Annotated in this window: 25 protein-coding genes and 1 tRNA gene; 11 read left to right on the top strand and 15 right to left on the bottom strand. The window is 59.9% G+C overall.

All coding sequences use genetic code 11. The annotated features are described in order from the left end of the window. The coding region (locus tag H7F49_RS13970) for a GcrA family cell cycle regulator (protein ID WP_214647832.1) at positions 1-296 on the bottom strand (296 nt) is incomplete at its 3' end. Positions 297-379: 83 nt separating this feature from the next. Between H7F49_RS13970 and H7F49_RS13965 the strand changes: the two genes are divergently transcribed. Next, positions 380-1273 (top strand): ABC transporter permease, encoded by an 894-nt coding sequence (locus H7F49_RS13965; protein ID WP_185684192.1) that lies wholly within the window; start codon positions 380-382, stop codon positions 1271-1273. Between the two features lie 30 nt (positions 1274-1303). Here H7F49_RS13965 and hspQ read toward each other — a convergent pair whose 3' ends face one another. Continuing rightward, positions 1304-1693, bottom strand: a complete 390-nt coding sequence (hspQ, locus tag H7F49_RS13960) for a heat shock protein HspQ (protein WP_185684191.1) — start codon at positions 1691-1693, stop codon at positions 1304-1306. A gap of 166 nt (positions 1694-1859) precedes the next feature. Here hspQ and H7F49_RS13955 point away from each other — a divergent pair. Together H7F49_RS13955 and H7F49_RS13950 are read left to right on the top strand one after the other, a co-directional pair. Beyond that, a tRNA-Ser gene (locus H7F49_RS13955) sits at positions 1860-1949 on the top strand. 341 nt (positions 1950-2290) lie between these two features. Then, on the top strand, positions 2291-3034 hold the full coding sequence (locus H7F49_RS13950) for a sulfite exporter TauE/SafE family protein (protein ID WP_185684190.1): 744 nt from the start codon (positions 2291-2293) through the stop codon (positions 3032-3034). A 55-nt stretch (positions 3035-3089) separates the two neighbouring features. Here the strand turns inward: H7F49_RS13950 and arsH are convergent, their stop codons facing one another. From arsH to H7F49_RS13920, 6 genes are all read right to left on the bottom strand, one after another. Continuing rightward, on the bottom strand, positions 3090-3848 hold the full coding sequence (arsH, locus tag H7F49_RS13945) for an arsenical resistance protein ArsH (protein ID WP_185684189.1): 759 nt from the start codon (positions 3846-3848) through the stop codon (positions 3090-3092). After that, complete coding sequence (gene arsB / locus H7F49_RS13940; RefSeq protein WP_185684188.1) at positions 3845-4918, bottom strand: ACR3 family arsenite efflux transporter; 1074 nt, start codon at positions 4916-4918, stop codon at positions 3845-3847. Before arsB ends, arsH begins: the two co-directional genes overlap by 4 nt. Before the next feature lie 12 nt (positions 4919-4930). After that, positions 4931-5362: an arsenate reductase (glutaredoxin) gene (arsC, locus tag H7F49_RS13935; protein ID WP_185684187.1), complete on the bottom strand. Its 432-nt coding sequence runs from the start codon at positions 5360-5362 to the stop codon at positions 4931-4933. Further along, positions 5359-5874: an arsenate reductase ArsC gene (locus H7F49_RS13930; RefSeq protein WP_185684186.1), complete on the bottom strand. Its 516-nt coding sequence runs from the start codon at positions 5872-5874 to the stop codon at positions 5359-5361. Before H7F49_RS13930 ends, arsC begins: the two co-directional genes overlap by 4 nt. Positions 5875-5897: 23 nt before the next feature. After that, positions 5898-6245, bottom strand: coding sequence for an ArsR/SmtB family transcription factor (locus H7F49_RS13925; RefSeq protein WP_185684185.1), 348 nt, complete (start codon positions 6243-6245; stop codon positions 5898-5900). Between the two features lie 114 nt (positions 6246-6359). Then, positions 6360-7031 (bottom strand): NADPH-dependent FMN reductase, encoded by a 672-nt coding sequence (locus H7F49_RS13920; protein WP_185684184.1) that lies wholly within the window; start codon positions 7029-7031, stop codon positions 6360-6362. A 192-nt stretch (positions 7032-7223) separates the two neighbouring features. Between H7F49_RS13920 and H7F49_RS13915 the strand changes: the two genes are divergently transcribed. Together H7F49_RS13915 and H7F49_RS13910 are read left to right on the top strand one after the other, a co-directional pair. Beyond that, positions 7224-8189 (top strand): permease, encoded by a 966-nt coding sequence (locus H7F49_RS13915; protein ID WP_185684196.1) that lies wholly within the window; start codon positions 7224-7226, stop codon positions 8187-8189. A gap of 13 nt (positions 8190-8202) precedes the next feature. Further along, positions 8203-8439: a thioredoxin family protein gene (locus tag H7F49_RS13910; RefSeq protein WP_185684183.1), complete on the top strand. Its 237-nt coding sequence runs from the start codon at positions 8203-8205 to the stop codon at positions 8437-8439. Between the two features lie 432 nt (positions 8440-8871). Here H7F49_RS13910 and H7F49_RS13905 read toward each other — a convergent pair whose 3' ends face one another. Both H7F49_RS13905 and H7F49_RS13900 read right to left on the bottom strand, forming a co-directional pair. Beyond that, on the bottom strand, positions 8872-9723 hold the full coding sequence (locus H7F49_RS13905; protein WP_185684182.1) for a CehA/McbA family metallohydrolase domain-containing protein: 852 nt from the start codon (positions 9721-9723) through the stop codon (positions 8872-8874). Between the two features lie 119 nt (positions 9724-9842). Continuing rightward, complete coding sequence (locus H7F49_RS13900; protein ID WP_185684181.1) at positions 9843-10568, bottom strand: S24 family peptidase; 726 nt, start codon at positions 10566-10568, stop codon at positions 9843-9845. Between the two features lie 504 nt (positions 10569-11072). Between H7F49_RS13900 and H7F49_RS13895 the strand changes: the two genes are divergently transcribed. Beyond that, a complete protein-coding gene (locus H7F49_RS13895) occupies positions 11073-11429 on the top strand; it encodes a CHC2 zinc finger domain-containing protein (RefSeq protein ID WP_185684180.1) in 357 nt (118 codons plus the stop codon). Positions 11430-11663: 234 nt separating this feature from the next. On the opposite strand, the gene H7F49_RS13890 is transcribed toward H7F49_RS13895, so the two are convergent. The 3 genes from H7F49_RS13890 to H7F49_RS13880 all read right to left on the bottom strand — a co-directional run bounded on the left by H7F49_RS13890 (position 11664) and on the right by H7F49_RS13880 (position 14868). Further along, complete coding sequence (locus H7F49_RS13890) at positions 11664-12032, bottom strand: hypothetical protein (protein ID WP_214647829.1); 369 nt, start codon at positions 12030-12032, stop codon at positions 11664-11666. Positions 12033-12386: 354 nt separating this feature from the next. Beyond that, positions 12387-13031, bottom strand: a complete 645-nt coding sequence (locus H7F49_RS13885) for an ATP-binding protein (RefSeq protein ID WP_185684178.1) — start codon at positions 13029-13031, stop codon at positions 12387-12389. After that, positions 13024-14868 carry an AAA family ATPase gene (locus H7F49_RS13880; protein WP_185684177.1) on the bottom strand — a complete coding sequence of 615 codons (1845 nt, stop codon included), beginning with the start codon at positions 14866-14868 and terminating at the stop codon, positions 13024-13026. The genes H7F49_RS13885 and H7F49_RS13880 overlap by 8 nt, the downstream gene beginning before the upstream one ends. Positions 14869-15496: 628 nt before the next feature. Between H7F49_RS13880 and betI (H7F49_RS13875) the strand changes: the two genes are divergently transcribed. From betI (H7F49_RS13875) to betA, 3 genes are read left to right on the top strand one after another with little or no spacing between them, the layout of a single operon-like run. Continuing rightward, positions 15497-16087 (top strand): transcriptional regulator BetI, encoded by a 591-nt coding sequence (gene betI, locus H7F49_RS13875; protein ID WP_185684176.1) that lies wholly within the window; start codon positions 15497-15499, stop codon positions 16085-16087. 35 nt (positions 16088-16122) lie between these two features. Further along, positions 16123-17589: a betaine-aldehyde dehydrogenase gene (betB, locus tag H7F49_RS13870; protein WP_185684175.1), complete on the top strand. Its 1467-nt coding sequence runs from the start codon at positions 16123-16125 to the stop codon at positions 17587-17589. Between the two features lie 39 nt (positions 17590-17628). Beyond that, complete coding sequence (gene betA, locus H7F49_RS13865) at positions 17629-19284, top strand: choline dehydrogenase (RefSeq protein ID WP_185684174.1); 1656 nt, start codon at positions 17629-17631, stop codon at positions 19282-19284. 225 nt (positions 19285-19509) lie between these two features. Here the strand turns inward: betA and H7F49_RS13860 are convergent, their stop codons facing one another. Next, positions 19510-20673 (bottom strand): GlxA family transcriptional regulator, encoded by a 1164-nt coding sequence (locus tag H7F49_RS13860; RefSeq protein ID WP_214647828.1) that lies wholly within the window; start codon positions 20671-20673, stop codon positions 19510-19512. Positions 20674-20777: 104 nt separating this feature from the next. After that, entirely contained in the window at positions 20778-21371 is a 594-nt protein-coding gene (gene betI, locus H7F49_RS13855) for a transcriptional regulator BetI (protein ID WP_185684173.1), read from the bottom strand. Positions 21372-21801: 430 nt separating this feature from the next. On the opposite strand from betI (H7F49_RS13855), the gene H7F49_RS13850 reads away from it, so the two are divergent. Both H7F49_RS13850 and H7F49_RS13845 read left to right on the top strand, forming a co-directional pair. Next, a complete protein-coding gene (locus H7F49_RS13850) occupies positions 21802-24102 on the top strand; it encodes a TonB-dependent receptor (protein ID WP_185684172.1) in 2301 nt (766 codons plus the stop codon). Positions 24103-24138: 36 nt separating this feature from the next. Next, positions 24139-25770 carry a carboxylesterase/lipase family protein gene (locus H7F49_RS13845; RefSeq protein WP_185684171.1) on the top strand — a complete coding sequence of 544 codons (1632 nt, stop codon included), beginning with the start codon at positions 24139-24141 and terminating at the stop codon, positions 25768-25770. The last annotated feature ends 108 nt before the right edge of the window (positions 25771-25878 follow it).

The following is a 25878-nucleotide window of genomic DNA, read 5'->3' as shown; positions in this document are numbered from 1 at the left end:
GGCGCGGCGCGCGGGGCCGGGGCGGCCGGGGCTTCGCTGCGGACGGGCTCGGGTCGCGGCGCGGGAGCGGGCCGGGCCGGAGCCTCGGCCTTGGCCGGCTTGGGGGCCGGGGCGGGGGCCGCCTTCTCCTCGTTGGGCTTGACCGGGGAGGGGCGCGCCTTCAGCCCCAGGCGGTGCGCCTTGCCGATCACGGCATTGCGGCTCACCCCGCCCAGCTCCTCGGCGATCTGGCTGGCGGTGGCGCCGCCTTCCCACATCTTGGTCAGCTTCTCGATGCGTTCGTCGGTCCAGCTCATTCCAGCCTGTTCTTTCCGTGCCATGCGCCGGGCGGGTGCGCCGACGCTTGCCAATGCCAATGGGTGCCGATAGTCGCCACGCTATGGCCGATCAACCCCAGGATAAGTTCGCTTCCGTCCCGCCCCGCAACGATACCGGCGCGAACCGGGTCCAGCGGGCCTTTCCGGAGCCTGGGGTGCCGCTGATTCACCAGATCAACGGCCTCGGCCTGTGGACCCTCTATATCAAGGAGGTCCGCCGCTTTTTCAAGGTTCAGACCCAGACGATCTGGGCTCCGGCGGTGACCACGCTGCTGTACCTGATGATTTTTACCCTGGCCCTGGGCGGGGGCAACCGCATGGTGCTGGGCGTGTCCTTCGCCGCCTTCGTCGCGCCGGGCCTGATCGCCATGGGGATGATGAACAACGCCTTCGCCAATTCCAGCTTCAACTTCCTGGCGGGCAAGATCCAGGGGACCATCATCGACTACCTGATGCCCCCGTTTTCGGAGATCGAGCTGATGCTGGCGCTGATCGGCGCGGCGGTGACGCGGGCGGTGCTGGTCGGGCTGGCCCTGGCCGGCGCGATCATGCTGTGGCCCGGGGTCCACCTGGCCGCGCCGCATCCCTGGGCGATCGTCTGGTTCGGGCTGATGGGCTCGGTCATGCTGGCCTTCATCGGCCTGCTGACCTCGCTCTGGGCGGAGAAGTTCGATCACAACGCAGCGGTCACGAACTTCGTCATCACGCCGCTGACCATGCTTTCGGGCACGTTCTACGTGATCGACAACCTGGCCCCGGCGTTCCAGACCGCCAGCCGGCTCAACCCGTTCTTCTACGTGATCTCGGGCTTCCGCTTCGGCTTCCTGGGGCGCAGCGACATCGGCGACACCAACCTGCACGTGCTGCAGGGCGCGATCGGGCTGGGTCTGCTCAACCTGGTGCTGGGGATCGCGACCTATGTGCTGCTGCGATCGGGCTGGAAGCTGAAGAGCTGAGCGCGCCAACGCCCGATCGCTGCCGCCGGATCAGTGCGTGACGCCGCGACGCAGGCGATAGCGGCCGCCGGCGAACCCGTCGAACAACTGGCTCAGCGCGGGATGCTCGACCGGGCCGCCCTCGGGATCGCTGACCAGGTTCTGCTGGCTGACATAGGCCACGTAGCTGTTCTCGCCGTTTTCGGCGAGCAGGTGGTAATAGGGCTGCTCGCGCTCGGGGCGGATGTCCTGCGGGATCGCCTCGTACCATTCCTCGGTGTTGGCGAAGACCGGATCGATATCGAACACCACCCCGCGAAAATCGAAGTGGCGGTGCCGGACCACGTCGCCGATCCCGAAGCGGGCATGGGCATGGCGGGGCGCCTCGATCAGCCGACCGGCCTGAGGCGAGAAGAAGCTGGCGCGCTCGAACGGTTCCATGAGCAGGAATATAGGTTGTTGCGGGTGCGAAACAAGCACCGCCCCCGGCCCCGGTCGCGGTTTTCCGCAGACGCGCGCCACGCAGGGGCTTGGCAAGGGGCCTGCCATCCGCTAACGGCGCCGTTCCTCGACCGGACGGCCCACACGGCCGCTCCCGACACTTCGCGGAGAGGTGGCAGAGTGGTCGAATGCGCCGCACTCGAAATGCGGTGTACGGGCAACCGTACCGTGGGTTCGAATCCCACCCTCTCCGCCAACATCTCAATGCGAATCAATGAGATGGGCCTTACGGGGCCAGAAAATCCCCAGCTTCCGCGCCGTTTTGCCGTTGGCGCCTAAACCCAAGAGACTGCCAGACACGCCAAAATCAGTCTCTGATCGGCTTTCGTCTCTTTTCACCTAAACCTTGGCGCGGAAGGTATAGGACTGGAAAGTGTCGGATTTCCGGGCTTTTCTAACCCGTGCACATCGATACCTTTTCGGCGTGAAACCGGCAGTCAAGACAATATGAGAATCCGAGGTATCCGCAAAATAGGGTGATGCCCCAGCCACGTTTCGCTAGAGCGTGTGCCCTTAGATCTTGGATTCTGACACCCCATGAGCGAAGCGGACCTGATCCTCGCTGCCCTGATACTGATTGCCGCTGCGCTCTACTCCTCGGTGGGCCACGCCGGGGCGTCGGGATACTTAGCCGCAATGGCCCTATTCGGTCTCTCGCCGGAGGTGATGCGGCCCACCGCATTGGCGCTGAACATCCTCGTCGCCTTGCTAGCCGTCTATCGCTACTCCCGCGCTGGGCAGAACGACTGGCGGCTATTGCTTCCCTTCGCTATTGCCTCGGTCCCTGCCGCGTTCCTCGGTGGGCTGATCGAGATCCCCCCGTGGCTGTACCGCCCGCTGGTGGGCGTAGTGCTGCTGTTCTCTGCATTCCATCTTGTTCGCACGGCACGGCGCTCGGAGGGCATTGACGCCGCGGTGAAGCGCCCCCCAGTCCCGGCTGCACTGGCGTCTGGCGCTGGCTTGGGCATCCTCTCAGGTCTGACCGGCACAGGCGGGGGCATTTTCCTGAGCCCGCTTCTGCTGTTCATGGGCTGGGCCGGTACCCGCCCGGCATCGGGGGTTGCCGCGTCCTTCATCCTCCTTAACTCAATCGCTGGACTGGCCGGGACGACCTTCTCTGTCGGGTCGCTGCCCGCCGCGCTTCCGCTCTGGGCGATCGCCGCCCTGATCGGCGGGTTGATTGGAACCCAACTCGGAACGCGCACGCTCCCCGTACCGGGGGTCCGCTACGCTTTGGGACTGGTCCTGGTCGTGGCAGGGGGGAAGATGATTTTGACGTGAGGCACCGATCTTGCCTCCGTACAATCGGTAGCGTGCAGACTTATTCAGCGTTGCATCATGTGGCATTAGCCAATCCTGCGGCCTCCACAGGCGTATCAACGGGCTCGTTGCGATCCTTGCGCTCCGAATAGCGGTCGACGAGCTGGGCAGCATGCGGGCGTAGGAGAACGGTGAATCGCACCAGCTCCTCCATGACATCTACGATCCGGTCGTAGTAGCTCGACGGTTTCATTCGGCCGGCTTCGTCGAACTCCTCGTAGGCCTTTGCGACACTCGACTGGTTGGGGATAGTGAACATCCGCATCCAGCGGCCAAGAATCCGTAGCGTGTTGACGCTGTTGAAGCTTTGCGATCCCGCACAGACCTGCATGACCGCAAGGGTGCGCCCCTGGGTCGGCCGCAGGCCTTTATAGGCGAGCGGGAGGTGGTCGATCTGAGTTTTCATGATCCCCGTTATCTGGCCATGCCGCTCCGGGCTGCACCAGACCTGAGCTTCCGACCACAGAGAATGCTCGCGCAGTTCATGCACGGCCGGGTGGTCATCATCCTTCACTTGGTCGGGTAGCGGCAAATCGCTGGGATCAAAGATGCGTGTCTCGCATCCGAAGAACTGCAGGAGCCGCGCGGCTTCCTCGACGGCGAGCCGCGAATAGGACCGCTCGCGCAAGGAGCCGTAGAGAAGCAGGACGCGCGGTGGCTGATCGAGTTTGCCCAGACCCAGCGCTGGGCGCCGATGGATATATTCCGGCCTGAGGGCCGGCAGATGCTCCGGATCGACAAGTGGGCGCAGGCGCGGATAAACCGGCTTGGTCATGCGCGAGCCTCAGTCGGGACAGATTCAGGAAACCAGCGGCGTCCGAACCAGAAGGCGACGTTGACCAGCAGGATCAGCACCGGCACTTCGACCAGCGGACCGATGACGGCCGCAAAGGCAACCGGCGAGGCCAGCCCGAAGGCCGCGATGGCAACGGCAATCGCCAGCTCGAAATTGTTGCCCGCTGCGGTGAACGCCACGGCGGTCGTGCGCGGGTAATCGCTGGCAATAAGCTTGCCCATGAAGAAGCTGATGGAGAACTGGACCACGAAGTAGATGGTGAGCGGGATGGCAATCCGGATCGTGTCCCCTGGCAGCGTGACGATCTCGTTGCCCTTGAGGCTGAACATGGCGACGATGGTGAACAGCAGCGCGATGAGCGTCACCGGGCCGATCCTGGGCAGGAATGTCTTCTCGTACCATTCATGGCCCTTGGCCTTGGCGAGCCACTTGCGGGTCAGGAATCCGGCGAGGAAAGGAATGCCGAGATAGATCAGCACGGCCTCGGCGATGGTCCAGAAGCTGACGTGGATGACGCTGCCCTCCAGCCCGAACAGCGGCGGCAGGAAAGCAAGGAAGAACCAGGCGTAGACGCTGAAGAACAGGATCTGGAAGATCGAGTTGAACGCAACGAGTGCCGCGACATACTGGTTGTCGCCCTTCGCCAGCTGGTTCCAGACGATCACCATGGCGATGCAGCGGGCAAGGCCGATCAGGATCAGGCCGGTCATGTATTCCGGCTTGTCGCTGAGAAAAATGACTGCCAGCGCGAACATCAGCACCGGCCCGATGATCCAGTTCTGGATCAGCGAGATGGCCAGCACCCGCTTGTCCTGGAATACGCGTGGAAGCTCCTCGTAGCGCACCCGCGCCAGCGGCGGGTACATCATCAGGATCAGGCCGATCGCGATGGGAATGTTCGTCGTCCCCCAGGAGAGGCTGTCGATCGCTCTGGGGAGCCAATCGAAAGTCGACCCCAAGGCAACGCCCAGCGCCATCGCCAGGAAGATCCACAGGGTCAGATAACGATCGAGGAACGACAGGCGTTCGCGCTTGGACTGTGCGGTCACGGTCTTTCCTCTTCAGCCAGGGATACGGTTACCGGCGGCATCGATGACCTGTTCGCCATCTTCCTTGGCAAAGGCACCGCGCTGCTGCGCCGGGATCAGATCGAGCACCTCTTCCGAGGGCCGGCACAGCTTCACGCCGAGCGGAGAGACGACGAGCGGCCGGTTGATCAGGATCGGATGCGCCATCATCGCATCGACAAGCTGCGCATCGGAGAGGTCCGGATTGTCGAGGCCCAGTTCGGCATAGGGTGTGCCCTTTTCACGCAGCAGGGCGCGCGGCGAGATACCGGCACGTTCGATCAGGCTTTCGAGCAAGGCACGCGAGGGCGGCGTCTTCAGATATTCCACGACATGCGGCTCAATCCCGGCATTGCGGATCATGGCCAAGGCGTTGCGCGACGTGCCGCATTCCGGGTTATGGTAGATGATGATGTCGGTGTTCATTTGCTTGCCCCAGCGCTGGCACCTTCGGCCTGGCCAATTTCCTTGAGCTTCTGCTTCATCGCCATCTCGTCGATGCTGGAATGCGGCAGCGTCAGAAACAGCGAGATGCGGTTCGTCAGGTAGCGCAGGGCCTGAAGGAAAGCGTCGCGCTGGCCGTCACCTTCAACGGCTGCCGGATCCTCGATGCCCCAGTGCGCCGTCATCGGATGGCCGATCCAGACTGGACAAGTTTCACCCGCGGCGCTGTCGCAAACCGTGAAGATGAAATCGAACTCTGGCGAGCCGGGCTTCGAGAACTCGCTCCAGCTCTTCGAGTACATCCCGGTGGTGTCATAACCCATCCCGTTCAGCACCGAGAGCGCCATCGGGTGAACTTCGCCCTTGGGCTGGCTTCCTGCACTGTAGGCTTTGAAGCGCCCCGCGCCGAGCTTGTTCATCACCGCTTCGCCCAGAATCGAGCGGGCGCTGTTGCCGGTACAAAGGAAGAGGACGTTGTAGATCTTGTCGGACATGTGAGGCCTCAGGCGGTCAGAGGTTAAGCGGCATTGCAGGCGAGGTCGCCGAGAAGGTCAGAGCACATTTCAGGGGCGCCTTGGCAGCAGTCCTGCATCAGGAAGGCGAGCAAACGGCGCATGCCTGCGAAATCGGCGCGGTAATGGATCAGGCGGCTCTCACGCTCGGACTGAACGAGGCCGGCCCGTTCCAGCGTAGCCAGATGATGCGACATGGTGGACGGCGGAACGCCTTGATGTTCAGCGATAGCGCCAGCGATCATGCCTTCCGGGCCTGCCTTCACCAGCAGGCGGAATACCGACAAACGTGTTTCGTGCGCCAACGCGCCAAGCGCATCGACCGCCCACACTTGAGCGTTCACATCAGTCATCGTGATTCTATCCTTCCAGTTCTTTCGAATAATGACGGTAGTGCTGTGCCGTCAATTGATATTTCCAGCATCATCGAATGGAAGGCAGGGCCTGAAGGCAGGAGCCCGATTTCTTCAGGGCGCATTCCGCTGCGAGGGATCGCGGCTGAACGCTGGCGCTGCGGCTGGTATGCCTTCAATTGTCCGCTGCGCCCGGGCGGCCGCAGCCCACCACGCCAACTGGGCAAGGGTGCGTTCAAAATAGCCCTGCCAGGCCGCGGTATCGACACCTTCGGCAAAGTCGCCGGTTTCGGTCAGGATATCCTGTGCTTTCGGCAGGTGGATCATTGCCGATACTGGCAGGCAACCCAGTTCCGACAGGAATGTGCGCATCCCCACCGCTGCACGGGCGCCTCCCCACTGTCCGGCCGAATAGGTCACGATGGCGCTGGGCTTGTAGGAAAAGAGCGAGCTGCCGAAATGGTTGAGCAGATGCGCCAATGCCGGGCTCATGGAGTGGTTGTATTCGGGGCTGACCATTACATAGCCATCTGCCGCTTCGATCTTCGCAGCCAAAGCGTCCAGAGCCTCCGGAACTGCGCTCTTCGCATAGGCAAAGTGGGGCTTGAACGCGGCCGGAAGCTCGATCGACAATGGATCGATCAATTCAACGTCATGACCCATTTCCTGAAGATGCTTCTCGCATTGCCGGGCAACCCGCAGGCCAAGCCGAGCCGGGCGTGGAGGCGTGCTGTCACGGGCTGACCCGAGGAATACGAGGAATTTCTGCACGTCACCAAGCTCCATGGACGACGGTCCCGGCGATCCACAACTTGAAGCGCTCCCGACCCCTGCCAGTATTCCCGCTTTATAATCGAGGCGCTCGATGCGTATAGTGGGCGCATCCAGTATCGACGCGGCCTCCGCACGCGTTCACTCACGCCATGGGGGCAGGCCATCTCCGAGATTTTCACATGGTTGAATGATCAGTTGCTGCGCATGCAGTGGCTGTCTGATCTGGTCGCCTGGCTCGTTCGGGACGGATTCGGCCTTGACCCTGCCGGACGGCTTGGTGGCAGCATCCACTTCTTCATCTATGACGTCATCAAGATCTTCATCCTGCTCGGGGTGCTGATCTTCACGATCTCATGGGTGCAAAGCTATTTTCCGCCAGAGCGGACGCGCCGTATCCTGGGACAGCGTCAGGGTCTTGGTGCCAACATCATGGCGGCTCTGCTGGGCACCATCACGCCATTCTGCTCATGCTCGTCGATCCCTCTGTTCATCGGCTTCACGAGCGCTGGATTGCCGCTTGGCGTAACTTTTGCCTTTCTGATTTCCTCGCCTCTGGTCGACCTCGCGTCGATCATCCTGCTGGCCAGCGTGTTCAACTGGACGATCGCGCTGGCTTATGTTGCGGTGGGCCTTGTTCTGGCCGTGCTGGGAGGGACGCTGATCAGCCGGATGAAGATGGAGGGGCAGGTTGAGGCATTCGTGTTCAATAGCCCGGTCATGGAAAGCGATGATGGCCATTTGACCCGGCGCCAACGCTTCGACTTCGCCCGGGATCAGGTTGCCGAGATTTTCGGCAAGGTCTGGCTCTATGTGCTGATCGGCGTGGGCATTGGCGCTGCCATTCACAACTGGGTGCCGGAAGCCTTTATTTCCGCACTTCTGGGGCAGGACAAATGGTGGTCTGTCCTCGTCGCGACGGTGGTCGGGATGCCTATGTACGCCGACATTTTCGGCACGCTTCCTATTGCAGAGGCCTTGGTCGGCAAAGGTGTGGGCATCGGAACCGCTCTGGCTTTCATGATGGCCGTGACTGCCCTGTCCCTGCCGTCCATGATCATGCTCAAGCGGGTCGTCAAATTGCCACTGCTGCTGCTCTTTGTGGGAATCGTCGCGACCGGCATCATCGTGATTGGCTATGTGTTCAATGCCTTTGGCCCCATGTTACTTTGAATTGGAGACACGCATGATCATCAAGATCCTTGGTTCAGGCTGCAAGAAGTGCATAGCCCTCGGCGAGAATGCGAAGGCGGCCGCCGATGCCGCCGGGATCCCGGCGGAGATCGTGAAGGTCACCGACTACGCACAGATCGCGGCTTACGGCGTGATGTCGACGCCTGCGCTCGTTATTGACGACAAGGTTGTGTCGACCGGCAAGGTGCTGACCGTTTCGGAAGTGGCCGAGAAGCTCGGGACCGCCTGACGCAGGATTACCCAAACACAGCCGCTTCTTGCTCGACCCACGGCAACTCGGCCGCTGTGGCCAGTTCTTTCACTGACACCGTCGGCGGGACGCGCGCAATCAGTAGCTTCTCCAGCACGGGCGGCGCCAGTTAGGCCAGGTTGAGCATCCGGGCGGCCTAGGCCGGGGTTACATCGTCAGCTTGAGCGAAACCCTGGATCGTCGCTGCCTCCCTGCTCTCCAGCTTCCCCCAAACAATTTCTACGACCGCCTCGGACTCGTTTTCAGGGTCACCGCAGCGTCTTGCGTCCACGCCGATTGAACAAGGCAGAGTGCGAGGTCGGATGCGACCGACAGTCCAAGTCTCGAACGCCGCATTGATGGTTGTCTTTGGAACGGGGCAAGGGAACTGAGGCAGGTGTTCCAGTCAGCCCCATCTCCAAACTTGGACAATCAAAGGCGCGGTGTGACGAACGTCGGATTTGCGTAGAACCACAAGTCGCCCCAGGGGTTTTCGCCAGCCGGATCTTCCGATGGCTCCAGTTCTGCCGTGTTGGTGCCGCGTACGCGAAGGTAAAGACCAGATCGCACTTTCCCAATGCGATGGCGCATGATCAGATCGTCACCATCTCGCCGCCAATCCGCAGCCGTGAAGCGGCGAAGCACCTTGGTCTCTGGGGCCCGATCCGTGCCGCGATCGGCCACAGGGCCAGTTACGGAGCCGGAAATCAGGTCGATCCGGGAGACCTGGGGGTTCTGGCCGGCGCTGTTAGCGGCTTGCGGATCGCGCACCCGGATCTCGACCGTGACATTCTCGCCCGGACGGATCACCAGTTCCTGCCCAAGCCCGGCAGCCTTGCGGCGCGAACGGGAACCGGTCACCTTGACATCGACGGCGGACACGAGGTCCCCGGTCGTCACGAAGATGCGCCCGTGGCGCAATCCATCCATGATGTCAGTGTGGTCACGCCGGGCGAGCACATAGGTCTTGGAATATTCACCCGGCCAGAAGTCACTACCGCCCTCGCGCCAGTGCCGGTGGGAATCCGAAGTTGCCGTTACCCACCAGCGCCGCCCTTCGGAGAGCATCGAATCCCATAGGCCGCCAAGCCGCGCCGTCATCGGATCGAAACCGCCCATGGTCGGCACCTTGCTGTACCCGCCGCGCCGTCCCTCGAGATCAAGGCTGCCATCAGGATTGATCGCTCCAGCCTGGTGCCCGGGGGCACCTTCCATGCCGACTGCGACCTTTGGGGCGGCGTCGTTCCAGTTGCGGAACTCGGCCGGGTCATAGCGGCCATCCATGAGGGAAAAGGGTTGCCCGAAGCTCGGGTTTCCCAGTTTTGATCCTTCATGGAATAATGATGGACAAATCCAATAACAAACCGTCTCTGATCACATACCCCCTTGACAAAGGGGTCTGATCACCTGCGCCGAGCGTAAAGACTCTGGTGGGCGCGCAAGACGATAGCAATGATTGTAATGCCATCGTCGCTGATGCTGTTCTCATCGGGGCGGCCGATCACGATCGGCTCCTGGAACTCAGCCCGCGTGGACTCGGCCCGCAGGATGTAATTTTGCCCGTCATGGTCGAGGCGCTTGCAGGTGAGTTCGTGCAGGTCGTGCTTGTCGCGCTGGACGATGACGATGTCGCCAGGTTGCGGCTCGACGTAGCCGTAAGCGACACGTAGGCACTCAAGGTCAGAACCCGGCGGGATGACTTTGTCCATCGACAGGCCTTCCATCTTGAGGGCAAGGCGCTCGCTTCCCGGAAACGGATTAGGGCCTACCTCGATGGAATAGCGATCCTCCTGGCTCCACTCGGTCTGTTCGCGCCACACGCCGGCGGCGACGGCGCCGACAACTTCGAGCATCTCGTATGACTGTGCTCCGCCTACCCGATGCATCACCGAGGCGGCTGCCGGGATCATCTGCGAGATATCCATTTCGAGCGCCTTGGCGAGCCCAACCAGCGTATCAAGCGTTGGGTTAGTGCTTTTACCCTTCACGATGTCGCGCACGAGATACGGGTTCTTTCCCGAGGTTGCCGCTAGGGACAGCGAGCGCGAGTTCCACTTGGCGTCAGGCGCAGTCGCCTCCTCCAGGATTTTGCGGAGATAGGCGATGTTGAAGGCGGATGGCTGGGTCATGTGTTGTGGGTAACACTGTGGGATGCTTCCCGCAATCTTAATTGTGGGATTCCGCCCTACTTGTGATGTTGGATTGATCTCGGAATAAAGGATGTATGACACATCCCATAGTTCCCGAGATTGATTCGTTCCTCAAGGCCCACAAAATGGCCGAGAGCTACTTTGGCCGCACCCGAAGCGGTAACTGGCAAACTACCTGTAGTGCGCTGCACGGGCGTTACGCCCGTCACCAACAAGCATGGGACCAATTATCAACCGCGCTTCGAGATCGTGGGCTGGACCGACCGGCCGGAGGCGATGGTAGCAGATGGGCTAGCTGCGACTGCAAATCCTGCTTCTGCATCCCCGGCGCCCCCCACCGCCGCAACCGCCGCACACATGCCGCCGCCTGCAGCATCTGTACCGGCACCGTCAGGTGCGCCCCTGTTCTGACGCAAGGGCGGTGCCGGGTCGCATCTTACGGCCCGGCATCCCTCTCAACCATCGTTTTTCCTCCCTCAGAAAGTGACCCTGGTCGCTATGGCGCCGCGTATTGAAACAGGCCAAATCGATATCGATGCGATCAAGGACCAGTATCCGCTGGCTAACGAGGTACGCCGGCATCTATCGCTGAAGCCTCGCGGCACGACGCTGGTGGGCCTGTGCCCGTTTCATATGGAACGCACGCCATCCTTCACCGTCTATCCCCAGGAAGCGCGCTTCCATTGCTTTGGCTGCGATGCCCACGGCGACATTTTCGATTTTCTCTACCGCCAGTCCAGGCTCGATATTCGTGCCGCCGCTGAGCGCCTGCACCCAGACCGCAGCTTGGGTACAGCTTATGGTTACCTGCGCTGTTCCACCGCCCGCTCTCCAGTCTGACAGTAAGACAGGGGAGGCACTACTTGTCCCACCACCAGGTGAGAAGCTGACCGAGGATTTTCCGTAAAGCTGAGATAATGAAATCGCCCCGGTTGCAACGCCGGCCAAATTACGGACTGCTGCCTCACCTAGAGAAATGGCACTGCCAGCAGCGCGACCGATCTCAGCAGCCACGGCGCTGAGCGAAATAGGTCCAGTAGTCGGTAGTGGCATGGATGCTCATCCTAACAACGCTTAGGCCGCCTGAGCCTGCAGGCTGAAGTAAAGGACAAAGCCCTTCAGGTAGGGCAGTCCCTTGGGCATCGCGATCTCGTGGGCAGTTTCCCGGTTGATGGTCCAACCCATCCAGCGGGTGATTGCCGCTTCGATTGCGGCGGTCAGGTCGAGCCCCGCGTGGATGCCGTTGTGGACGTCGTCAGCGAAGTGGCGGCCGTGGCGACTGTCGAGAAAATCCCGAACCCCTTCTGGCGTGCCTTCAGTTGCCGCCAGCACCGCCGGAAAGACAATCGCCCATACTGCATCGGCATCTGCGAATGCGCCGCTAGTGCCGTAAAAACCCCAGGCTTCGTTGGAAGTCGGCAAGGCCGAGTTGATCATCTGCATCGCTCCGTGTTCGTGAAGCGACTACCGCTCTTATCGCGGCGACTATCCAGTCAATTCGACCGGATTCTGGGACTTTCTGCTTTTTGCCCCCCGGTCCGAGTTTCGCGGTTGCGTAAAGTTTGGACCAAGCGCGGTGTCCCCCGCCGAGGCCCCAGACTTTCGAGCCGCCCCCCGTTCAGGCTAATTATGTTGCGCGCAAGCGACCCTCGGGGTTACCCTCGTAGCATTCCGCTAACTGAGGTGCGACTTGGACGCAGATCATACCTTCAAAATCCTGAACCGGTATGAAGCTAGGTTCGGTAAGCCGGCGCCGCACCCTATGCACGTGGAACCTGAAGACGTTGCGAAAGTCGCTCAGCACTTCCTGAAACTGGGAAAGCCAATCCCAAGGGTCGCGTCGATGGCGTTGCGAAGCCCGTTCACGAAGGCCAAGCACACTAGGCCCTTGTCGCCTTCAACCACTGTCTCCTGTGGGCCGGCGCGCAGGACGCCGACCGGCTTCTGGCCCACCTCCTCGGCGATCCACGCGAAAATGCATTGGTCGAGCGCAAAGTCCTCAAGCTTCGGCGCGCTGGCGGCCTGACGCAGCCGTGCGAGACCAGCGACTAGGGCTTCCATCCTTTCAAGGCCGCGCTTGGTATCCGACCCCTCGAAGTTTGCCATCTCCGTTTCGGCCGATAGGCGAAGCGCGCCGAGGATTGGCTCGATCTCGTGGATGATCTGTTTGGCAGTGGTTTCCAATGCATCCGAATAGATTTGGGCGGTCTGGTCGGAAGAAAGCTCGACGCGCTCAGTGCCGGACGTAACGCTGTCCGTCGGCCGGGCCCGCTGGAGCGCCCGCTTCAATGCACTGCTGACCCAGGCCACAGTCTCTACGGCAAGGGCGCCTTCAATCAGCCCGATCTGCTTGGCGTCGGCATGTTCGGCCAGATGGCGCGCTGCATCGAGCCGCTCGCGTGGATCCGTAGACCCCAGCTTGCGCGCCAGCTCATTACTCACTGCCGCTCTCGGCATAGAACGCGGCCCGTCGCTGGAACGCTTCTCGACCGCCCTCCATGATATTCGTTATCGAGTTCACCACGGCAACATCGTCGAGTGCGCCTGCGACGTGTACGAAGCACCGATCACCATCGGACTCGAGGTGCGCGACGAAGTCGGCGCTGCCCAGAACCGGAATGTTCGGATTGTGCGTAGCGATGATCGTCTGCGCCGAACCGCCCCGCGTGCGAATGGCCTTGACCAATGTCCCGACGACAAAAGCGTTGTCGAGATGATCCTCTGGCTGGTCGAGAACAATGATGCGCTCATTGTGTTGCAGGATGATCGGCAACACCGCCGTGCAACGTTGGCCCATCGACAAGAAATCTGTGCTCTTGAAGCTGGTGCCGTCGAGCAGCTCGATGACCACCTCGTCGCCGACCTCGGTGACCAGAAGTTCAGCGCCGGCATCGCCCCGCAGCCCCTCGGCAAGGCGCAAAGCCCGCTCCTCGTTGATCTCAAGGGCTTTGCTGATGACTGAGACCTCACCCCGCTCGGCGAGGACCGCAATTTCTTGCGGACTGAACGTATCGGCGATGCGTTCAGCCAGCTCGCGATACCTCAGGCCGCTGCCGCGCAGCGCGGCATTCAGCACACTCACGTAGGCGCGGTAGTCGGCGAGCGGCTTCACAGTGACGCGGATCGACGGCGCCAGCCCCGCAGTCAGGCGGGCGGCGGTCTGCTCGCGACCTGCTGTCAGCGCAAGATTGTGAGCGTGCATCTCATCGAGAGCTGTTTGTCGCTGCACGTGCAGCCGATCGATACGGCCCAGCCTTTCCGCTCGTAGGTCGGCCAGCGCATTAAGCGCGGCGATTTCCTGGCTTAGGTCTGCAATCTGGCGGTCGAGAACGCTCGCGCCCTTTTGCTGCTCCTCGATCTTCTGGCGAACCTCGCGGCCCTTGGCCTCAAGCGCGGACTTCTCCTCGCTCGACGCCCGGCGAAGCACCTCCAGATCGTCAATTACCGAACGATATTCCTGGATGGCGGCGGTCAGACGCTCATGCGCCGTTTGCAGGCGCTTGCGATGTGGCTGAAGCTGATCAGGCGTCATCGCTTGGGCTGGCCAGGACTCAATAGGGGGCTGGCGGCCCGCGACGAGGTCGAGATCGTCCGTCCATTCGCTCAAGTCGTCGGCCGACCGGCCGATTGATCCGGCACGAACGGTGGCCGCGCTCGTAAGAGGGGTCAGTTCATCAAGCTGCTTGCGCAGTCCATCCAGTTCAGCGCTGCGGGCGCGTTGAGCGGCGCCCTGCTTCTGAAGGTCGGCAAGGCGCTCCTGCAATTTTGGCAGCGCCAGTAGCTTTTCACCGATGTCCGCTACTTCAACCAAAAGGGTCCGGATTTCGGTCGATGCGGATTTGATCCGCGCATGCAGCGGCCCGCGCCTGGCCGAAGTCGCGCCTCGCCCAGAGAAAAAGCCGTCGACCAAGCGCATGCGTGACTGTGATCGCGCACCAATCTGCTCGACCTCCTTTTGCGAGAACACTAACGGCGGCGAGATTTCCATCGGACAATTGTCGTCGGCGTCGGTAGCGATCCGAGACACCTCAATCCGATCGCTTCCGTTTGTGAGGGTGATCACGACCTTGCCGTCGCCCAGCACCCCCAGCGCGTGCTCAAGCGCGTCTTTGCCGATGGCATCCGAGGACGAAGGAGCGCCCAGGCAGAAGCGGATCAACTCGATTACGGAGCTTTTGCCCGTGCCGCGACCGCCGATCAGGACGTTCAGGCCAGGACTAAGGCTTTGCTGGAATCCATCGAGCGATCCCCCCTCTATTCTGATGGACTCGATCCACACTCCCGAACGCCTTCCCCGTTTTAACGAACCTACCCCGGTGTAGCGTCCTTATGGGCGTGCCGGAAGCCATCGAAAGCCGACGTTCCCGATCGCGGCGCCAATCGGCAGGAATGTCCCAGTTCATATCATGACGGAGCAAAGCTCGACGTCGCGCGCCTCGACCGGCTTGTCCTCAGCTTCCAAACCGCATGGTGGCTTGCGTCATCGGCGGCGCTGATCGCGCGCGGCCCTCGTGGCCATTTCAAGACGGAAAAGCCGCATAGGGACGTTTCCGGGCGGTCGATCAGCGAAGACTTCTCTGTCCAGATAATGGCCTCGGGCTGACGTGCCACTCCGTGGGAGAATGGCGGGGAGGTTACTTGGTTCGATGAGGCGGATCACGCCCGGCGCGCGCCAGCGCGATGCACCCCGGGCAAAGCGCCTATCTGGACGCCGCAAAGCTGTTGGCGGCGCGTCATGGCCTTCCGGTTTGCCCTAAGTTCGTCGGCTTTTCCGTGGCTCACGCGCCATTTATCGAGGAAAAACAGATATTTCGGAAATCGGAAACGAAAGGCAGCCGAGGGACTTGAACAGGCGTTCCATATTCTTTATTGACTGATCAATCAAATTCCAAGGACAAGGCTATCCTATGCCGAAAGTCGGGATGCAACCTATCCGCCGCCAGCAACTGATAAAGGCGGCCTTTGACGTGATCGTGGTGAATGGCGTTGAGGACGCAACCATGGCTGCCGTCGCCAACGCGGCGGGCATGTCTACGGGAATTGTGTCCCACTATTTCGGAAGTAAGGACGGCCTGCTTGAGGCCGCGATGCGACAGGTCCTGCGCGATCTTCGGGATGCAGTGGCCACGCATAGGGCTCAAGCCAAATCCGACGATCCAAGGGCCCATTTGCGCGCGATCGTGGACGGAAATTTCGATCCTAGCCAGACCAATCCAACGGCAATGCGCGTCTGGCTGTCTTTCTGGGCAGCCAGCCGGCACAAGCCTGAGCTGGCACGGCTCCAGCGCGCAAATGACAGGCGACTTCATTCGAACCTCGCATATCAATTCTCGCGCTTGATACCACGCGCGGACGCACGCGACGCGGCAACCGGACTTGCTGCGATGATCGACGGGCTATGGTTGCGCGGGAGCCTCTCGAACCAGCTGTTCGACCCAGCGCATGCACGAGCGCTAACCTATGAAATTATAGATCTCTACCTCTCTCACCGCCGATAATTGCTCGTGGTTCACCCAACAAAGGGCGCCGTTAAATGGTTGTTACTCAAAAACTCTTCATTCACGGCAAATATGTCGATGCCACGAGCGGCAAGACAATTGACAGCATCAATCCTGCGAACGGTGCGCTTATCGGGCGCGTCCAGATTGCGTCGCCCGAAGATCTTGAGAAAGCAATTGACAGCGCCGAAGCCGGCCAGAAGATTTGGGCTGCGTTTACGGCTGTGGAGCGGTCGCGCGTTCTAAATAAAGCCGTTCATATCTTGCGCGAACGAAACGACGATCTGGCGCGGCTTGAGACAAGCGATACCGGTAAACCCTATTCCGAGACCTCGAGCGTGGATATCGCGACTGGTGCCGACGTTCTGGAATATTATGCCGGACTTGCACCGGCGATCGAGGGGATCCAAGTCCCGCTCCGAGAGACGAGCTTCTTTTATACGCGCCGCGAGCCTTTAGGCATTGTCGCGGCGATCGGCGCCTGGAACTATCCCATTCAAATCGCACTCTGGAAATCAGCACCTGCCCTCGCTGCCGGCAATGCGATGATCTTCAAACCCAGCGAGTTGACCCCTCTTTCCGCGATGAAGCTTGCCGAAATCTATACCGAGGCTGGCTTGCCCGATGGCGTCTTCAATGTTGTCCCAGGGTCCGGACGCGAGATCGGCCAATTGCTGACCGAAAGCTCTCGAATAGACAAGGTCTCATTCACCGGTAGCGTCGAAACCGGAAAGAAGGTGATGTCCAATGCCGCCGCATCGACATTGAAAGATGTCACGATGGAATTGGGAGGAAAATCCGCTCTCATCATTCTTGAAGATGCTGACATCGAGCGGGCTGCTGACATCGCGGTCATGGCTAATTTTTACAGCTCCGGCCAAGTCTGTACCAACGGAACCCGGGTCTTTGTACCTGTTGCCATCAAGGAAGCGTTCGAAGAGGCTGTGCTGGTCCGCGTCAATCGTATCAGAGTTGGAGATCCAATGGACGAGGCCACGAATTTCGGTCCGCTGGCGAGCTTTTCCCATATGGAGAAGGTCCTCACACTGATCGAAAGTGGCAAGGCGGACGGCGCCAAATTGCTCGCCGGAGGGCATCGCCTATCTGGAGAACCGTTCGACAAGGGAGCATTCGTCGCACCAACGGTCTTCACCGATTGTTCCGATGACATGGCGATCGTCCGAGAGGAAATCTTCGGCCCCGTCATGAGCATATTGCCCTATCGCGATGAAGATGAAGCCGTTGCTCGCGCGAACGACAGTGTGTTCGGCCTCGCCGCGGGTGTCGTGACGCATGATGTCGCCGCCGCACATCGGATCATCCATCAATTAAAAGCCGGGATTTGTTGGATCAATACATGGGGGGAAAGCCCCGCTCAAATGCCGGTGGGCGGGTATAAACAGTCGGGTATCGGACGGGAAAACGGACTCCAGACCCTGCTGTCATACACTCAGGTGAAGTCCATTCAGGTGGAGCTAGGTGAATTCGCCTCAGTTTTTTGATCCGTCTAATCTGTATCGCCTAGACTTTTTGGAATAACGATGACCGCCATCAGGGAATATGATTATATCATCGTCGGCGCCGGTTCTGCGGGCAGTGTCCTTGCCGCGCGACTAACAGAAGATCCTGGTACGACTGTTCTGCTTCTTGAGGCGGGCGGTCCTGACTATCGTTTCGACTTTCGCACCCAGATGCCGGCCGCGCTTGCTTTTCCATTGCAGGGCCGTCGTTACAATTGGGGATATCTGACCGACCCCGAGCCGTTCATGAACGGCCGACGCATGGAATGCGGGCGAGGCAAGGGGTTGGGCGGCTCTTCGCTGATCAACGGCATGTGTTACATCCGTGGGAACGCGCTGGATTATGACGGCTGGGCCCAATTGCCCGGTCTCTCAGACTGGGCGTATCGGGCGTGCCTGCCCTACTTCAAGAAGGCCGAGACGCGCGATATTGGTGGGGATGACTATCACGGAGACTCTGGCCCTGTTTTCGTGACGACGCCAAAAGCGGGTAACAACATCCTGTTTGAAGCAATGATCGAGGCTGGCGTGCAGGCGGGCTACCATCGGACCGACGATCTCAATGGTTTCCGGCAGGAGGGCTTTGGCCCGATGGATCGAACCGTGACCCACAATGGTCGGCGATCGAGCACGGCAAGGGGATATCTGGATGTCGCGCGCAGACGCCCTAATCTGAGCATTGTCACTCATGCTCTGGCTGATCGGATTCTCTTTGCCGGCAAGCGCGCGGTCGGTCTGCGATGGTTGCGACGCGACGTGCCGTGTGAAGCGCGGGCTGCGCGCGAAGTTGTCGTCTGCAGTGGCGCAATCGCCTCGCCGCAATTGCTGCAGCGATCGGGCGTGGGGCCAGCCGATTTGCTGCGAGAGCTGGATGTAGAAATTGTGAACGCTCTCCCGGGGGTTGGAGAAAATCTTCAAGACCATCTGGAGATGTACATTCAATATGCCTGTTCCAAGCCTGTTTCGTTGGCGCCTGCTTTAAAGCTGCACAATCAGCCTGCGATTGGCGCGCAGTGGTTATTCGCAGGGTCTGGCATCGGAGCCAGTAATCACTTTGAAGGGGGCGGGTTCATACGCTCTGAACCGTCATTTCTCTGGCCTAACCTCCAATATCACTTCTTGCCGGTGGCTATAAGTTATAATGGAACGGGCGCGGTAAAGGAGCATGGCTTCCAGATGCATGTCGGTTCCATGCGCTCCCCAAGTCGGGGACGCATAGCGGCTCGGTCCAATGATCCCCGAGTGCATCCGAGGATATTGTTCAACTACATGTCTCATGAACAGGATAAACGTGAATTTCGGTCGGCAGTCCGGATCACGCGAGACATATTTTCCCAGCCTGCGCTCGATTCATATCGAGGTAGAGAAATTTCGCCTGGGCAAGATATCTCCACCGATCGTGAAATCGATGAGTTCGTGCGGCAACATGCAGAGACGGCCTATCACCCATCCTGTTCTCTCAAAATGGGATATGACGACATGGCTGTCGTCGATCAGCAAGGTCGGGTCCATGAAATGGAGGGACTGCGCGTTGTCGATGCGTCGATCATGCCTTTGATACCGACGGGTAACCTCAACGCACCGACAATCATGATGGCGGAAAAAATTGCGGATCTCATGCGCTGCCGCGCGCCGTTGGCTCCATCCGAAGCCCCTTATTATGTAGCGGAAAAATAAGGAAAGTCTTCAACCCTCGGTCCCATGCATCCTCTCCAGCAAGGGGCCGAAGGATCGGGCTGGGCGCTCCCTTCGGGTTGAAGCGGCCAGCCCGATATCCCTTGAACGACGTGGTCAGGGGCTATTCGGGCCTGTTTCGCAATCGACTTATGCCACCAACAGACGGCTTTTGTGCGACTTAAAAATAAGTGTAACCAAGTCAAATACATAAAGAATTGGTTGGCGTCACGGCAATGCTTGAAAAGAGCCGTTGCTATTGGTGCCGCGCGCCGCGAGAACATCTCTAAACGAATGGTGAAATATTTTTCGATCTATATCGAGAATACTCTTTTCCATCGACAATGATTCCCGCTCTTGCGAGGGAGATTGGCCAAATTTAATCTTAAAGTGTCGAGAGAAATGCGAGCAATCGGAAAATCCTGCGTCATAGGCTATTTCAGTTATTGAGCGATCGGTAGTGTGGAGAAGCCAATGAGCATATCGAATTCGAATATCGCGATAGATTATGGCAGGAGTTTCTCCAACGATATTATGGAATAGCCGCTCAAACTGCCGAACGGACATACCTATTTGCCTGGCTATAAGTGAAATACTTAAAGGCGCCGAGAGGTGTTGCTCCATGATCAGAAGGGCGCGCGCGATCTTGGGGTGCGTAAAATCCTGCCCGACCGGTGGGTGGGGTTGATTTGCATGACCTTGCCGCGACCGGTCGAACATTAGAACCTGATTTGCCTTTTGAGCGGTGCAATGACCTAGATGACGCTCGATCAGATAAACGGCCAGATCAGCCGTGCTGGCGCCACCTGCACAGGTTATGCGTCCGCCATCCTCAACGAAAAGCTGGTCAGCGACTGCATGGTGGTGGGGAAATTCGGCAACAAAATCATTCTTGTGATACCAGCTCACGCAGACCCGTCGACTTTTCATAAGGCCGAGCCGGCACAGGATGAAGCTGCCGGTGCACAGGCCGACCAATGTGACGCCGGCATCTGCCGCCCGCTGGAGGAAGCTTGCCTCTTCATCCCCGATCGCGTCCGCCCCGTTGCGTAACAGGCCGCCGACCACGACAATATAATCGTAATTTCTGGCATTCCCAAGCCGGCTAGTCGGGTTGATCGCTATTCCGCTGCTCGCGCGGATCGCGCGGAGATTGCTCGAAAGGACGTCCCAGGTGACATTGATAGGTCGACTGCCGTCGCCCTCGTCCGCAGCGAGGCGGAAATGGTCGAGGAACAGCGAAAAGGCCGACAAGGTGAAGTCTGAGGCTAAGAGGAAGCCGATCGATATCGGACGTCGCGGCGGATCAATCATCAACATTCCCCAACCCAAAAGCGTGTCCTCAACGGTTGAAAAAGTAAACTGATTGAACGTGCAGTCAATATGAAACATCCCGCGCAGGCAGATGGGCTCTACAGGCGAGGTTGACGCCGGATCGCTGCTCGTCGTGGCTTAAAAACAATGAGAAATCTTGGAGGTAGCGCGCGCCCAGCGCGCTAAATATTCAGAGTGATGTTCGCTTGATGCTGATCGGTGATTGACGCGACCAGGGATCGCACCATGCTTCTGGCAGCAGAGCTGCTCAGTTCCGTCCAGTCCGAGAGGGCAGCGCGAAGCCATATGCCGTCGATCATAGCTGCGACCATGACCGCCGCGCATTGCACGTTATCGGCATCGATTAGACAGCGTAGCTCATGACGAAGATTTGACAGAAGTCGCTTCTGATAAATCCGTTGAATCCGGCGAAGGCACGCGACGTATCGGACCTGCCCCCAAAAGGCGAGCCAGGCATTGCCTTCTCGCATGTTGTCGAACTCCTGGGGGTCAAGATTGCAGTCAATAATGGCCTGAAGACGCTGCCGGGCGGTGGTCGCTTCCCTCAGCCGCAGGATCATCCGCTCGCTGAGCGTTTTCAGCATGGATCTGAACACCGCCTCCATCAGTCCTTCCCGGCCCCCGAAATAGTGGATCACCAGGCCGCCGGTGATGCCGGCGCGGCTTGCCACCACCTTGATCGTGGTGCTCGCAAAACCCTGTTCGCTGATACTGTCCAACGTTGCGCTGATAATTGCGGCGCGCCGCGCGGCCACGCTTCGCCTGGACCGATGTTCACGAACGATAGCCGTGCTCTCAACGCCAGATAGTTTTGACAATGCTGTCATATCTCCCCGCCCAGCTCCTTGGATGGCCCTGTCGTCAGCTCTGCCACCATCCCCGGCTACATGCGACATAAGGGCGGAGAGACGCAATCCCGGCCGTCAATCCTGGCAGGCTGTTGCTTTTGAGGGGAGCGCGCCGCCGTGCCGCGGCCGCATGTCCAAACGATTATAGAATCATGGCGCGTTTGTTCAATGACAACTCAGCGCTGAACGTATCATCCCGCCAATGTTCAGGCATTGAACATAATAATATTGCACGCCAATTACAAAATTACGTCTCAAGCGCACAAAGAAAAAAATATACACTTTGTGACGCCGGCAAAATGTTGTTGGCGAAATCATCGAAAAGGGGCTGGATGACATGAAGAAAAGTTCGTCTTTAACGCGGCTCACGCTGACGGGTAGTGTTTGCATTTCCGCATTGATTTCGGGAATTTGCGTCGTGCCTGCCGCTGCGCAGCAAGCATCGTCAACAACCACGCCGCAGAGCTCTGGCGATGCCGATGCGATTGGCGAAATCATGGTCACGGCGAGGCGCCAAGCCGAGACGGTCGTCACCGTGCCGGAATCGATCACGGCCTTCGGCGAGGCGTCGCTGTCCAAGCTCAACATCCAGTCCTTCACGGATTATGCCACCAAGGTTCCGAACCTGTCCTTCACCTATGGCGGCAGCGCTCTGGGTTTCGGTGCATCGCGCACCATAGCGATCCGCGGCATCTCCGGGGGTGGCACCACGGCTTTCTACATCGATGATACCCCAGTGCCGGCGAGTCTCGACCCGCAGGTCGTGGACATCCAACGAATCGAAGTCCTTAAAGGGCCGCGCGGCACATTGTTCGGAGAGGGCTCACTGGGCGGCAACGTCCGCATGGTGACCAATCGCCCCTCCCTGAAGGGCAGCGAGCTTCGCGTCGTGGCGGAAGGCGGGGTGACTCGCGGCGGCGGCAGCGCTGATTATGCAGCAACGGCCGTTGCCAATTTCGTCCCAGTCGATGGAATCGTGGCGGCGCGCCTTGTCGGCTTTCTCAATCATGATGCCGGTTTCATCACACGCACATTCCCCGGCACAGGGGGCGCGCGCACCAGTGTGGACGATCAGGGAGCGAGGCTTTCCTATGGCGGCTCTGCGTCCGTCCTGGTCAAGGCCAGCGAAAATCTGACATTCAACGCGCGGATCATGGGCCAGCATACGAAGCTCGATGGCCTGCCCGTCGCCTATGCGCCGCTCCCCGCCTTCCGACCTGCATCATTGGTCCAGAATCGCGCGTCCAATATCGCGGAAAGCTCGAAAGAGGATTGGTTCCTGCCCTCACTCGAAGTCGCTTTGGACGTTCCCGATGTCGTTACCGTCACATCATCGACCAGCTACTTTTTCCGAAAGTCCAGCGATGTCGAGGATGGCACCGAGGGAACCGCGTCAATCCTCGGATTCTACGGGGTTCCTGCCAGCCTGAGCGCGAACGGTCATGTGTGGACGACCTCGCGAAAAGAGAAAAGATGGAACCAGGAAATCCGAGCCAGTTTTCAGGGAAATGACTGGATCAGCGGTGTTGTCGGCGCTCGCTATGCCGACAATTCCATCGGCGCGCCCATCGGCCCGTTCTTCATTGCCGGGCTCGCGGCATCCGGAAGCTATCCGACGGACCTCGGCTGGAGATCCTATAATACGAATTCGACCCGCGACTTCTCGATATTCGGCGAGGCCTATCTGAGGGCCGGGGGTTTCGAATTGACGCTCGGCCTGCGGCAGTTCTGGCTCAAGCAGAACGCCAGTCAATCAGCTGATGGCCTCTTCAACGGAGGCCTGGTGGAATCCTACGGTCTTCGGAGCAACTCGCAAGGCCTGAACCCGAAAGCTGCTTTGAGCTATCGATTTGATGACAAAGGCGAAATATATGTATCGGCGAGCAAGGGGTTCCGCGCCGGTGGGCCCAATGCCAGGCCGGGTGATATTTGCTCAGCCGGCATATCGCAGCTTGGCGTGACGGCCGATAGCCTGGCATCGACGCAACCCGACACGGTCTGGAACTATGAGGTGGGCGCCAAGGCGCGTATTCGCCGCATGACTTTGACCGGCGCTGCCTTCCAGATGGACTGGGAGAATATCCAGCAGACGCTCACCATTCCAATTTGCTTCATCACGCTGACGGCAAATGCAGGCGCTGCGCGCGTCCGTGGCCTGGAACTCGAGCTGACCGGAGAGGTGCTGCCAGGTTTTGATGTGAGATTGGGCCTGGGTTATAATGATGCGAAGATCACAAAGGCTGGCTTGTCCGGCCAGGCTGTCGGATCGAGAGTTTTTCAGACCCCGGAAGTCACACTGACCGCCGCAGGCACATACACCCATTCTTTCTCTGGCGACAAAGAGGGCTTCCTCTCGGCAGATTACAGCTACACCGGTGATAGCCTGTCCGGAACGACACGCTTCTCCGGCGGTGTGCCGGTCAGGCCGGCCTATAGCGTGGTGAATGCGAGAATTGGTGTACGCCGTGGCACTGCCGAATTGAGCGTCTATGTTCGAAACCTCGCCGATGTTCGCGCAAATCTGGGCGATATCAATCCGGTCTCCTATGTGCGGCTGGATGCGACTGGAACGCCCATTCCGCGCATCGCCATCCTGACGCCGCGGCAAGTTGGCCTGCAGGTCAAATATGGGTTCTGACAGTCGGATTCAGTTCGGATTTGAGCGGGAGAAATTATGATTGATCTGCATCTGACTCGCCGGGCACTGGTCGCTGCCATGGGGGCGACGGCGATGGCCACCAATGCCCCGCTTCTGGCCAAGGCTGCCGGCGGATCGAAAGGTCTGGAAGTTCAAACGGCGCAGGGGCGCCTGCGCGGAAAACATGAGGGTAAGACGAAGGCCTTTCTGGGGGTGCCCTATGCGGCTCCCCCTGTCGGCCCCTTGCGCTTTCGCGCGCCGCAGCCGCCCAAATCCTGGCGTGGTGTCCGCGACGCCGTGACTTACGGTCCACCTTCGATCCAGAACAACAGGGATCACAAGGCCTGGGTCGATCCCCTGCCGGGTTCGGAAGACTGTCTGTATCTCAATGTCTGGGTCCCTGACGGCAAATCCCCCAACAAGCCCGTCATGGTATGGTTTCACGGCGGTGGGTATGAGTCCGGTTCTGGCGGACTGCCCCTCTATAATGGAGCGGCGCTTGCCGACCATGGTGATGTGGTGGTCGTCACGGTCAATCATCGCCTTAGTCTGATGGGCTATTTGTGGCTGGGCGATGTCGATCCGTCCTACGCGTCGGACTCCACCCCTGGGCAGCAAGATCTCGTGGCATCGCTCAAGTGGGTGAGAGACAATATTGCCGCGTTTGGCGGCGATCCCAACAACGTCACGATCTTCGGTGAATCCGGCGGCGGCGGCAAGGTAAGCGCCCTGCTCGCCACGCCGTCGGCCAAGGGATTATTCCACAAGGCGATCGTTCAAAGCGGATCTCAACAGAAAGTCTATACCCGCGCGGAAGCGTCAGAGATCACGAAGATTGCGCTGTCTGCTGTCGATCTGAAAACGCCGACTGCCGCTGCCCTCAGCGCCCTGCCGAACAGCGCGCTCTGGACGATGATGCTCGCGGTCGGAAAGCTTCCGGGGCTGGCATTCCAGCCGGTGGTGGACGGCGCATTCATGCCGCATCAGACGTGGCAAGATGCCGCCCCGCCGGAGAGCCTCGCCGTGCCGATGATGATCGGCGTCAATGCCGACGAGTCCGTGGCGTTCCTGCCTGACATGCGTAAGGAACCGAAGGACGACGCCGAAATGAGAGCCCGGTTTGCCGGCTCGATGGGCGGCAAGGCCTTCACCGACGAGGAGTGGGGGAGGGTCATTCAGCGTTATCGGGCTCTTCTCCCGAATGCGTCGCGGCTCGACCTGCTCGTCGCCATGAGTTCTGACTTCTGGATGCGCAGTTCCGCGCAGAACCAAGCCGAGAAAAAGGTCAAACAGGGCGGGGCGCCTGTGTTCGTTTACGAGTTTGGCTGGAAGACTCCCTGCTTCGGCGGCAGTTGGTCACTTCACGGCATCGAGATTCCATTCGTGTTCGGCAATCTTGACTATGGCGTCGCGTGGGATGGCGAAGATAGCGAGGCGTCGCGCGCGGCAGCCGATCCCAAGCGCGATCGGTTCCGGCTCGCTGCCCAAACCATGAGCGCCTGGGCGGCATTCGCCCATAGCGGCAACCCGTCCACGCCGGAAATTCCTTGGCCGGCATTTGATCTTCAGCGCAGAGCGACGTTGGTGCTGGATCGCGAAATCAAGGTCGTGGACGATCTGCACCATGACCGGCGCGTCTTTGCCCAGACATTCCAATCGGCGTGGTAAGAGTGATCGCTGCGGGAGGGCCTTCATGCTCTCTCGCAGCAGCATCGCAGCCTCACATGCGCGCTCGGCGACGTCTCAGTGCGCTGATGGTCCATGATCTTTCCTGCC

Source organism: Novosphingobium aerophilum (genome assembly GCF_014230305.1).
Lineage (GTDB): Bacteria > Pseudomonadota > Alphaproteobacteria > Sphingomonadales > Sphingomonadaceae > Novosphingobium > Novosphingobium aerophilum.
This window is presented reverse-complemented; position numbering and strand designations above follow the sequence as displayed.